Annotated in this window: 11 protein-coding genes; all 11 read left to right on the forward strand. The window is 40.2% G+C overall.

Features of this window, described 5'->3' with window-relative positions; translation table 11 throughout:
• Positions 1 to 292: 292 nt before the first annotated feature.
• The 11 genes from R7F07_RS24045 to R7F07_RS24100 all read left to right on the forward strand — a co-directional run bounded on the left by R7F07_RS24045 (position 293) and on the right by R7F07_RS24100 (position 8,601).
• Entirely contained in the window at positions 293 to 910 is a 618-nt protein-coding gene (locus tag R7F07_RS24045; protein ID WP_171343469.1) for a LysE family translocator, read from the forward strand.
• 144 nt (positions 911 to 1,054) lie between these two features.
• Positions 1,055 to 1,270: a hypothetical protein gene (locus tag R7F07_RS24050; RefSeq protein WP_080607094.1), complete on the forward strand. Its 216-nt coding sequence runs from the start codon at positions 1,055 to 1,057 to the stop codon at positions 1,268 to 1,270.
• A gap of 265 nt (positions 1,271 to 1,535) precedes the next feature.
• Complete coding sequence (locus tag R7F07_RS25650; protein WP_171343468.1) at positions 1,536 to 1,919, forward strand: lysozyme inhibitor LprI family protein; 384 nt, start codon at positions 1,536 to 1,538, stop codon at positions 1,917 to 1,919.
• Positions 1,920 to 2,685: 766 nt separating this feature from the next.
• The gene (locus R7F07_RS24060; protein ID WP_025559909.1) at positions 2,686 to 3,162 is read left to right on the forward strand and encodes a GNAT family N-acetyltransferase; all 477 of its coding nucleotides are present in this window, start codon (positions 2,686 to 2,688) and stop codon (positions 3,160 to 3,162) included.
• Positions 3,163 to 3,336: 174 nt separating this feature from the next.
• Entirely contained in the window at positions 3,337 to 4,239 is a 903-nt protein-coding gene (locus R7F07_RS24065; protein ID WP_081008310.1) for an Imm49 family immunity protein, read from the forward strand.
• A 164-nt stretch (positions 4,240 to 4,403) separates the two neighbouring features.
• Positions 4,404 to 4,874: a GNAT family N-acetyltransferase gene (locus tag R7F07_RS24070; protein ID WP_318110579.1), complete on the forward strand. Its 471-nt coding sequence runs from the start codon at positions 4,404 to 4,406 to the stop codon at positions 4,872 to 4,874.
• Between the two features lie 735 nt (positions 4,875 to 5,609).
• Positions 5,610 to 6,074, forward strand: a complete 465-nt coding sequence (locus R7F07_RS24075; protein ID WP_171343466.1) for a hypothetical protein — start codon at positions 5,610 to 5,612, stop codon at positions 6,072 to 6,074.
• 3 nt (positions 6,075 to 6,077) lie between these two features.
• Positions 6,078 to 6,740 carry a hypothetical protein gene (locus R7F07_RS24080; RefSeq protein WP_171343465.1) on the forward strand — a complete coding sequence of 221 codons (663 nt, stop codon included), beginning with the start codon at positions 6,078 to 6,080 and terminating at the stop codon, positions 6,738 to 6,740.
• Between the two features lie 204 nt (positions 6,741 to 6,944).
• A complete protein-coding gene (locus R7F07_RS24085; RefSeq protein ID WP_171343464.1) occupies positions 6,945 to 7,325 on the forward strand; it encodes a hypothetical protein in 381 nt (126 codons plus the stop codon).
• A gap of 167 nt (positions 7,326 to 7,492) precedes the next feature.
• Positions 7,493 to 7,870: a hypothetical protein gene (locus R7F07_RS24090; RefSeq protein WP_017191301.1), complete on the forward strand. Its 378-nt coding sequence runs from the start codon at positions 7,493 to 7,495 to the stop codon at positions 7,868 to 7,870.
• Between the two features lie 140 nt (positions 7,871 to 8,010).
• Complete coding sequence (locus tag R7F07_RS24100) at positions 8,011 to 8,601, forward strand: hypothetical protein (RefSeq protein WP_025639236.1); 591 nt, start codon at positions 8,011 to 8,013, stop codon at positions 8,599 to 8,601.
• Positions 8,602 to 8,675 lie beyond the last annotated feature (74 nt).

Here is an 8,675-nt window from a genome sequence, read left to right on the forward strand (position 1 = left end):
TTTGCTCTTTTTCGTTGTTCTAAATATGCACTTCAAGTCGAGTTTCGCCACATAGATGAAACGGGCGTTCAATGGGTTAATGTCGCTAAGTCATACTCAAAGTCAGATTGTGAGTTATTTGAACAGCAAGTGTTGGCACTGAAGAAATTCGTATAACAAATTGTTCAAGAGTGATTCGGCACGCGTGGCATTTTTACTATGCGTTAGCTTTAGTGGTTAAGGTGTTGTGCGGAACCTTCGGTATTGCGTGCCTCACACCTTAACAAGGCGTTAGTTTTATGGAGGGAATATTGTGGAAATCTGGAAGTTATTGTTCTTTATACCTGCGTGTTTTGCGCTCAATATGACTCCTGGTCCAAACAATCTATTGTCCATGAACAATGCTCGTTGTTACGGTTTCAAGTCCGCTTTTATTGTGGGACTTGGTCGTATCGCTGCGTTCGCTGTAATGATTGCCTTGGCTGCTTCTGGTTTAGCAGTCATTCTCTATGCTTCTGAGACTCTATTTCTAACGATTAAAATTGTGGGCGCGGCTTATTTGTTGTGGATTGCCTTGAATCTTTGGCGTTCGGAAGCAAGTCCTGTTTCTGAACTAGAAAATACTCGCAACCGATTAGGTTTAGCTAAACAAGAATTTTTACTAGCCGCCGGTAATCCAAAAGCTATCTTAGTCTTTACCGCCTTTCTACCACAGTTCGTCGATGTTTCAGCGAGTGTAAATGAACAGTTCTTCGCTTTAGGGGCTACGTTCTTAATTTTAGAAATGGGTGCAATATCGATTTATGCGGTCTTTGGGATGTACTTAAGGCAGTGGTTTACGAAGCCGAAAATGGCAAAGCGCTTCAATAGAGGTTGTGCAACTTTTTTGGCTATGTCTGGAGCAAGCTTGTTACTGAGTCGCCAGCAATAAAACTAACAAACTGTTTAAGAGTGATTCGCAACGCGTGGCATTTTTGCTATGCGTTAAGTTTAGTGTTTAAGGTGGTATGCGGCAGCTTCGGCATTGCGTTGCTCACACCTTAACAGGGCGTTATGTGTGTTGAGGAATTCCATCATGAAGTTAGAGAATAAACCCAAGTTTCCAATTTCAGTTACTTTTCTGGAAGATGGGGAAGTATGGGTACTTGATAATATTAACGAGCTTGGTTCAAACCTTGAGTGGTTCGACTCAAGTGACCCAGAAGAGGAAGCTGTGGTAAAGGATGCTGAGAATCGAGAAGTTGTTCTTGTTGTAGAAAAACTTGAAGTGAAAGAGTTTAAGCTTGCTTAAAGCTGAATTATACAAGCTCCGATCGTCTTACAATAATGCAGGTAGTAGAGTCTGATAAACTAAAAGCCTTTAGCATTCGCGTTACCAAAGACCGGAATGGCAAGCGAAAATAACACACATAACAAACTGTTCAAGAGGGATTCGCAACGCGTGGCATTTTCACTATGCGTTGGTTTTAGTGTTTAAGGTGGTATGCGGCGACTTTTGTATTGCGTTGCTCACCCCTTAACAGGGCGTTATGTGCTAATGAGTAGGAGTAAGTAAAGTGCGTAAATTTTTGGTTTTGATTCTTTGTTGCTCATCGTTCTCACTTTCTGCGGAGAGTAACGTCGAAGATTGTCAATTGTTTGGCTCTTTATGCGAGCTTCAGGCGAACTTTGAGTTGGCAGATAACGAGTTGAATGATGTTTATAAAAACATAATGAATCGGATCAATTCAGGAGAACTGTCTGATAGAACCCTTGTGGATTCTGCTGAACTTAAGCAGAGCTTGCTTAGTAGCCAGCGAAGTTGGCTACAGTTCAAAAAGTCCAATTGTGATGCATTCTACGTACTCCAGAGTGGGGGGAGTCAGCGAAACGAAGCACGCATGGAGTGTGAAATTGAAATGACTAAGGAGCGTACAAACTATCTAATAAGTTGGTACTGACTTGGTTTGAATACGCACATAACAAACTGTTTAAGAGGGATTCGCAACGCGTGGCATTTTCACTATGCGTTGGTTTAAGTGTTTAGGGTGGTATGCGGCGGCTTTTGTATTGCGTTGCTCACCCCTTAACAGGGCGTTAGTTTGCAAGAGGAAAAACGCGGCTATATCCCAAGATTTAGTGGTAAAAGCTCAAAGTCTAAATTGTCGTACCGGCTTTCAATTTCAGTGTTAATTTACGTGGTAAAAGTCAAAATTAGGCAACCCTTCAACGGTTGATATGTTCTTTGGTGCGGCGACTTTTGGGTTAACTGCGTTGAACTTTTTTACTGAAACTCTGCCCCTTGAGTTTGTTGGTACAAAAGCCGATTTACTCGCTGAAATGGCGCTTTCTCTGATGTGGAAAGATCACGTGGTTTCAGTGACTTTGTTGAAAGTCCGCATTGTGAGATTGGTTTTCCAAAAGCACTTTTTGGTGTTGTTAGTTCGTTTTCAACGGTGTTGTTTGTTCCACGTGGTTTCATTGAGTAGCCGCTTTGAGACTACGCCTGACTTAAGTGCATCAAAATACATAGAGTTTATTGTTTTCAAAATTTAAAATAACGTAAAATCAACGCTTTGGGTTTGCAAACTAACAAACTGCTCAAGAGGGATTCGCAACGCGTGGCATTTTTACTATGCGTTGAATTTAGTGATTAAGGTGGTATGCGGCGGCTTCGGTATTGCGTTGCTCACCCCTTAGCAGGGCGTTATACGATTAAGGAGAGAAATGAAGCCTGATTTACACGGAGGTAGAATTGTTTTGAGGTCAATTCAAACGAATGATTCTGATGATTTGTTTGAAATTTATGGTGATATTCAAACAATGGAATTTGCCTCAGACCCAGTTTTTACATCGAAAGATATGATAGTTCAGATGCTAGAAAGTGTCGTCCGGCTGGAGAAATCAGGTGAATCGTTGGAATGGGCGATTATGGATCAAGCGACAAACAAAGTTATTGGAACCTGCGGCTTACATAGTTTTAGTGATAACAGTGATTCCTGTGAGGTCGGATGCTTACTAAATTCATCGTACTGGCGACAAGGGTATATGTCGGAAGCTCTTAGTTTATTATTTTCTCATGCTAAATCTTTGGGCATTGAAAGACTGTATGCAGATATTGATGAGGGTAACTTTCGGTCTCAAGCTTTGTTTAATAAGCTAGGTTTCAAAGCTAAAAACGGTCAGTTTCAGCGCTTGCTGTGAGGCATCGTATAACAAACTGTTCAAGAGGGATTCACAACGCGTGGCATTTTCACTATGCGTTGAATTTAGTGCTTAAGGTGGTATGCGGCGGCTCCGGTATCGCGTTGCTCACCCCTTAACAGGGCGTTAACTAACTCCTTCGATCCAGTTAATAAATTAAAGAGAAATGTTTATATGACATCAAAAGAACACTTTAAACCAATACCATGTCATGCAGACTACCTAAAGAGACTTTCTAACCCATATGGGATGAAATGTAATCGACTGCTTGATGACTTTGATTTTTACTATAAAAGTGGCAAAGTCGATTTATATGATGTGAGCCTTGCAGGTCTTTCTCTAACAAGTTGTCTATACCATAAGGTTGGTGACATAGAATCCAGTCTTAGAGCGATGGATATGCATCAGTACTTTGATATTAAATTAGTACAGTCACAGCTATTCAGTGATGAAGAGACGATTTCTGTGGTACTCCCTAAAGCAGAGGTGACTTTAGGAGCGAAGACAGTTCAACACATCGCCATCAGTGGGGCACATCTGATAGATTCAGCTTGGCTATCTTTATTCTGTGAGCAAGTGAGCGATATAGAATACCTTGCCAACTCAGCCGATCACCCAAGCACTGAGTGGTCTAATGTTCGGTCTCATACCTTCTTTGAACTCCAGATGGCCATGCTTGGAATAAAATCTGGCGACGTTAAGTCGTTAATTCAGAAGTTTATTGATGTAAGTACTCCTGAGTATCTTGAGGGTTTAGCCTTTGAACACGCAAACCTTATCAATTTACCAACGATTAATGTGATGATAAAAGTCCTAAATAAATCAGGTTGTGGTGAAGCGGAATATCAAGAAGTAATGTATGAAGCGGTCAAAGGGCACCACAAGTATTGGAGTCAAAAAAAATTAAAGGAAGAGTTAACTGGCTATTTTTCTGTGCCTTTATTGGCACTTGCAAAGCTTGCTTACCAGAAATACGGGTTTTGCTTGGGGTTTGAAACGGATTATGTTCCAGAAGCCTTCTATACCCGTAATATGCCCGAGCCGAGCTATAGCTTTTTAGATATTTACAAATCGTAGTTAGTTAACAAACTGTTTAAGAGTGATTCGCAACGCGTGGCATTTTTACAATGCGTTGCGTTTAGTGTTTAAGGTGGTATGCGGGAGCCTCGGCATTGCGTTGCTCACACCTTAACAGGGCGTTATGTAGCCGCGAGAGGACGGTAAGTTAAAAGGATTTATATATGTTAAATATTCGCCAAGCTCGCATTGAAGATATCAGTGTTATCAAGAAACTACAGTTTCAGCTTAATGAGTATCATCAAGCAAATTTACCTGATGACTTTTTGTCACCGGAAGAAATTGAACAAAAAATAGACCTACACAAGATAATCAAAAGTGAAAGCTCGATTTTTCTGGTAGCCGAAAGCAAAGGGCAGTTAGTAGGTTTTGTTTTTGGTGAGCTATGGGTTCGTAAGTCTTGGACGCTCAAACAACGAAAGATCGCAAGCGTTGAACAGATTGTTGTGGATTCATGCTTTAGAAGTCAGGGTGTTGGACTGGCGCTCATAGAGGCATTTGAGGAAAGGACTATTTCTAACGGCGGAGAGGAGCTGTGGTTAGAAGTATATTCTTTCAATGAATCTGCTCTAGCTTTGTATCGCAAAGCTGGTATTGCACCCAAAATCCAAATTGGACAGAAAGCACTAACCTGAAATTCGGCTACATAACAAATTGTTCAAGAGTGATTCGGCACGCGTGGCATTTTTACTATGCGTTAGCTTTAGTGCTTAAGGTGGTATGCGGAAGCTTAGGTATTGCGTGCCTCACACCTTAACAAGGCGTTAGTACGGGTTTGACATCAAAGGTCATAAGTTTTGGTGTTTATCTGTTTTGGCGCTCGTCTTTACACCTTTCAGCTTGTACCTTTCACGTTCTTTCCGGTGGCACTATATGCGGAGTGTTCGCTTTGATTTCGCCGTTTACGGCTTCTAACTCTTAGCCTATTTCTTTGGCGCTTTTTCATTTTTGTGGTGTTTTTTGAGAGAACCTTTATTACTTTTGGTGTGGCTGTTGAAGTACGAGGAAAGAATCCTTTTTTAATTTAAAGCCAGTGAAAGTAGGGCAGCTCAGTGCGTTTTTCTTCTAGCCAACTTTTGTCTTTCAATTGGGGTAAAGTTTTGTAGCTGCCCGTCTCACTTCAGTGTTTAAAGCCTTTCATATCATGCCACTTTTCAATATCTTGGAGCGCATAAATAGAAGTAGCGCATGTACTAACAAATTGCTTAAGAGTGATTCGTAACGCGTGGCATTTTTACTTTGCGGTGGCTTATGGTGTTTAAGGCGCTGTGCGGTAGCTTTTGTATTGCGTTACTCTCACCTTAGCAAGGCGTTATGTTTATTTTTAACCTTGGTACGAAAAAGGTAATGATTTTTAAAGGAGTTTATAAATGAGAAGTGAGTTTAATAATGTATATGAACATATAATTGAATCTTATGATGATGCCAGAGATTCAACTCCATTTCAAAAAAAAACATACATTGAAACTAAGAAAGGTATATCTGTTACCGTTCACGGTTTGGTTAACCACTATAGAAAGTCGGGATATGAAGTTAGACCTGATGCTGTTCATTTTTTGATTATTAACTTACATCAACTGGTGGCACTTCCTTTAGCTCTTGAAAGTCAAGTTGATAAAAAGATTATGCAAAAATTACATATAGATACGAAGTCAATACTCAACGAAGCCATAAAAATATCGGAAGAGAAAAATCAGTTAAGGAAAATTCCCAATACGAATGATTTTAGTCGTCCAGGCAATAAACTTACGCTAACTGGAGGAGATGTCATTAAAGCTGTTGGAAGAATGTACGATAAACTTAACTTAAGTCAAATTCAGCTTTGGGGGGGGTAGTATATGGCACTAAATGATGACACCAGAGCGGCGTCTGCGTTAATGGCCAACTTAAGTGGTTTTATTATTACTGCTAATTTATCAATGTTGGCGGTTCAAGGTGCATCGTACGCTTTTGTGGCTACTGACAGTGGAGAAACAACTTGTGTTTACAATGTTCTCTCTATTATTGCTTTTTGCTGCTTCGTTATTAGTATCCTCTTTGGAGGAAAAGGAATTACCGAAACTGCTTCTGCTTTGGCTGATAGTTCATGGACTATTAAAACTGCAACAAATAAGTTTAATTTACAGGCAATTATTAGTTTTTCCGGAGTTATAACGTTTTTGATAGCGTCAATTTTTTTTACAAACAAGAGTGAAGTGGAAAATCTTAATAAAAACTATTTGTCTGAATTGTCAACTATTAATTTAAACCTAAAAGAAATTAACGAAACTATTAAAACTGTTCCAGTGGCGACTGTCGAGGGTAAACTCAGAGTACTTGAACAAAAAGTCGTTGATTTGGAGAATAAAGTATTCAATGTATCACCTTCTACTTTGTGTAAAGTAATAGATGCAAAAATTGATGGTGAGAAACTCTTTTGCCCTATTGGATTTATGTTTAAAGGTGCAGAAAAGCACCCAAGTAAGAATGGAACGCTGGATAAAATAGTATGCTGTAAGTAAACATAACAAAGCATTTAAGAGTGATTCTCAACGCTTGGCATTTTTCATTCTATCGTTGAGTTCAGTGTTTACGGTGCTATGGTTGGGTTTCGTGGTCGCGTTGTTCACACCTTAATGCGGCGTTATGAGTATCTGGCATATTCCATAATGACAATTGAACGGCGTTCTGTATAATGGTGCAATTAATTGAGAATGGCACTAAACATGAAAAAATTAATTCTATTAGCAGGAATAGCTTTAAGTGGTTGTACTTTAAATCAAGAATTGGGAGTACTTTCTATGGCTACTGATTCAATGGAAGACCGTGAAAAAACTAGATTTGTTGCCGTACACTATGGCGTCCTATTAAAATGTGATCCTGACTATGAGCACTTGTCAGATTTGGCGACAAGGTTTAAAGAGCTATCTGAAGTTGCTCCCCAAACTGCTTGGGCTTTAAAGTCTGTGACTGGTGATTTACCCCCAGCAAAATCCAATCCCTTTATTGATTGTGATAAAGCGAAAAAGAATGTGGAGCATTGGATAGACACAAAGGAATACTATTATCACGGGCAGGGGCAGTGGGTGGTGTATAAGGACGAGTAAGCACTGAGCAAACATACTCATAACAAAGCATTTAAGAGTGATTCCCAACGCTTGGCATTTCTCATTCCATCGTTGGGTTTTGTGTTTAAGGTGGAATGGTTAGGTTTTGTGGTAGCGTTGCTCACACCTTAATGCGGCGTTATGCGACCCAGAAATAGGAGTTTCGAGTGGAAGAAATAATTGATCAGTTAGTTGCTCAGGGCTATGAAGTCTCTGGTAGCAATTCAAGTATTCGAGTGAAAATGGGGGCATTAACGGGTAAGGCGATTATTCGGAAAAGTGCCTATTCAAATACTTTTGTGGTGTCTACTCATACTTGGACTCAGCTTATCGCTTTGACGCTGGCACTTTTTTCAATTCTATCGTCGCTTTTTAGTCAGTGGGGACAGCCAGAGTTAAGTGGCGCAATGTGGTTTAGTTTTTCGGTTGGCATTCCCGTAGTGATAATGGGTTTTGTATCCGCAATTATTGCTGAAATTCATTTGCAGCCTGTCCGCCAGATCGTAAGAATGGCAAATTCAAAGCTATCATCACCAGTCGCATAACAATCTGTTCAAGAGGGATTCGCAACGCGTGGCATTTTTACTATGCGTTGGTTTTAGTGTTTAAGGCGGTATGCGGCGACTTCGGTATTGCGTTGCTCACCCCTTAACAGGGCGTTAAGTTTCATTGGAGTTCAGGTGGAATGGATAAAGAAGTAAAAGCGTCATGGGAAAGATTCCTCAATCCAGTGTCGCTCAAGAACAATATAATCACGGCTTCTGTACACTCGATGGCATTCGAGATGCTAAAAAGTAGTATCGAAGATAAAATTAGAGAGTTCTTTACAAATGGCTTTGATGAAAACGGCCCACTTGTTAGCGATGATTATAAGCTCAAAGTTTTAAAGCTAAACCGTAGTCGAACTTATGCTTCACTTTTATGGTTAAAGCAACATGACGCTATTGATGACGCTGATATTGAAGTATATGAGCGTATTAAACGTCATCGTAATGAACTGACGCATGAACTATTTAAGTTCGCTTCCCAAGGCTGCGACTTTGATGTGGCAAAAAGCTTTGATGATATGGTGGGCTTATTGCGGAAGATAGAAATTTGGTGGTTTGTAAACCTAGAAATGGCCATCGACCCTGAGAGTTATCCTGCTGACTTAGACTTAGATGAAGTCGTTCCAGGACGTTTGTGGAGCTTGCAAATGCTTATCAGCACCGCTTTGGGCTCTGAAGAGGATGCAATGAAATTCTACAATGAGTTTGTGCAGCAAACAGAAACTTAACAAACGAGTATGGCGTCAATAGCTAGTTTTTAACGAGATTCTTATCCCACATGACGCCGTCTCTTAGCATTGAA

It is taken from the genome of Vibrio sp. YT-16, assembly GCF_033337405.1.
GTDB lineage: Bacteria > Pseudomonadota > Gammaproteobacteria > Enterobacterales > Vibrionaceae > Vibrio > Vibrio alginolyticus.

Bases quoted from the DNA above. Each gene is read 5' to 3' on its own strand.
- R7F07_RS24065 (WP_081008310.1), top strand. From the start codon at position 3,337: ATGACATCAAAAGAACACTTTAAACCAATACCATGTCATGCAGACTAC.
- R7F07_RS24070 (WP_318110579.1), top strand. From the start codon at position 4,404: ATGTTAAATATTCGCCAAGCTCGCATTGAAGATATCAGTGTTATCAAG.
- R7F07_RS24085 (WP_171343464.1), top strand. From the start codon at position 6,945: ATGAAAAAATTAATTCTATTAGCAGGAATAGCTTTAAGTGGTTGTACT.
- R7F07_RS24050 (WP_080607094.1), top strand. From the start codon at position 1,055: ATGAAGTTAGAGAATAAACCCAAGTTTCCAATTTCAGTTACTTTTCTG.
- R7F07_RS24080 (WP_171343465.1), top strand. From the start codon at position 6,078: ATGGCACTAAATGATGACACCAGAGCGGCGTCTGCGTTAATGGCCAAC.
- R7F07_RS24060 (WP_025559909.1), top strand. From the start codon at position 2,686: ATGAAGCCTGATTTACACGGAGGTAGAATTGTTTTGAGGTCAATTCAA.
- R7F07_RS24075 (WP_171343466.1), top strand. From the start codon at position 5,610: ATGAGAAGTGAGTTTAATAATGTATATGAACATATAATTGAATCTTAT.
- R7F07_RS24100 (WP_025639236.1), top strand. From the start codon at position 8,011: ATGGATAAAGAAGTAAAAGCGTCATGGGAAAGATTCCTCAATCCAGTG.